Origin of the sequence: Alteromonas sp. MMG017, assembly GCF_018100795.1 — a bacterium.
Lineage (GTDB): Bacteria > Pseudomonadota > Gammaproteobacteria > Enterobacterales > Alteromonadaceae > Alteromonas.
In genome coordinates, this window is the sequence record NZ_JAGJDY010000033.1 from 1 (window position 1) to 1,450 (window position 1,450).

3 protein-coding genes are annotated in these 1,450 nt (G+C 40.9%); all 3 read right to left on the reverse strand.

Translation table 11 applies throughout. The features are described from left to right. Window positions 1-111: 111 nt before the first annotated feature. Window positions 112-453, reverse strand: a complete 342-nt coding sequence (locus tag J8L84_RS20065; RefSeq protein ID WP_211072251.1) for a hypothetical protein — start codon at window positions 451-453, stop codon at window positions 112-114. Window positions 454-592: 139 nt separating this feature from the next. Beyond that, the gene (locus J8L84_RS20070; protein ID WP_211072252.1) at window positions 593-853 is read right to left on the reverse strand and encodes a hypothetical protein; all 261 of its coding nucleotides are present in this window, start codon (window positions 851-853) and stop codon (window positions 593-595) included. A 140-nt stretch (window positions 854-993) separates the two neighbouring features. Further along, a complete protein-coding gene (locus J8L84_RS20075; RefSeq protein WP_211072253.1) occupies window positions 994-1,431 on the reverse strand; it encodes a hypothetical protein in 438 nt (145 codons plus the stop codon). Window positions 1,432-1,450: the final 19 nt, after the last annotated feature.

Here is a 1,450-nt window from a genome sequence, read left to right on the forward strand (position 1 = left end):
GCATGTGGGGCATAATGGCGAAGCCGCCCCGCGTGTATGCGTCCCAGCGAACGCAGTGAGTGACTTGATTTTTTTGTTATGTGCGTCCCTAAAATTACCTAGAATTTGCATTTAATCTGATACTCCTTTTCTCCAGTTTTCCATTTTGCTGACTAAACCTGGATAGCGCCAGTCCATGATATAGATAAAAGGCGATAAAAAAAGAACAACCAAAGCCAATAACAACAGAGATTCTCTAATAGAGCTGATACCCAATTGGTCAATTTTGGTTTGAATAATAGATAGGAAGAGTAGCATGCCGAAAATAAAAGGTAGCATTAAAAGATAATGCTTAATCAAATTAGAAACTGTTCTTTGTTTAGCTATATGGCGAGTTTGAAGCCTGCAATGAAACTCTACAGTTAACGCATTTAGGATAGTTGCAATTACTGCTATTAAAGCTAATTCAAACAATTAAAATATCCACATCGTAGAAGCACATAACTTTTCAATAACGGGCGCAGGCACGTGGGGCATAATGGCGAAGCCGCCCCGCGTGTATGCGTCCCAGCGAACGAAGTGAGAGAGTTTATTGAGTTGTTATATGCCATTGTTAATGATTTCCATCTGATCCAGCTCCGCTACTGTCTCTGTTGCCACCACCAAATTCAGAATACTTTCTAGTTGGTTGATCCTGACTTTTATTAAACTGCCAAAGAGCAAGTGCTCCTATGAATGGAATTAACCAAGCAATAATGATTTGTGCAACTTTCTGAACAGCGTCTAAGTCTTCTCTTTTTGCCAAGAATACTGATACTGCAAAGCTAAGTACTAAGTATGTGACTAACGCAGAGTAAATAAAAAGAGAATCCATTTCACAATTTTCCGTGGCTTATAACTTTTAAATAAGGGGCGCAGGCATGTGGGGCATAATGGCGAAGCCGCCCCGCATGTATGCGTCCCAGCCCGCGCAGCGGGCGTACTTAATTTTTTTGTTATGTGCCAGCACACTCTTTACTGCCGCCATAACTTTACTGTGCCCAATAAATAAAACGTACCATAAATACAGCAAATAATTGAGCTGACTAACCAAAAGGTTATTGAATTTTGGTGTACCACAGGGTCTGAAGTTAGAAAGGGGCCAACTAAGCCTGCGATACCACGCAACAAATAGATGGCAGTAATTAAAGTTAAACTGGTTTTTAGTAGTGGCAACTTGATGATGATACTTGCACCAGAAAATGCATATAAGCCCCAGCCAGTAAGAATTAAAGCAATTGCTAAAGTTACAATTGTTGGGTACGGATCGCCCTGAGCTGAGAGTTGAGCCATGCGTTGACCCGCACCAAAAAAGAGATACCAATCAGGACCGCCGAAAATACAACCAATATGAAGTAATGCAGCCAGGATACTTAAACTGCCAGCGACTATTAGTTGATTATTCTTGTGCATTCAAATTCCTTTTGGCACA

Bases quoted from the DNA above. Each gene is read 5' to 3' on its own strand.
- J8L84_RS20070 (WP_211072252.1), bottom strand. From the start codon at position 853: ATGGATTCTCTTTTTATTTACTCTGCGTTAGTCACATACTTAGTACTT.
- J8L84_RS20075 (WP_211072253.1), bottom strand. From the start codon at position 1,431: ATGCACAAGAATAATCAACTAATAGTCGCTGGCAGTTTAAGTATCCTG.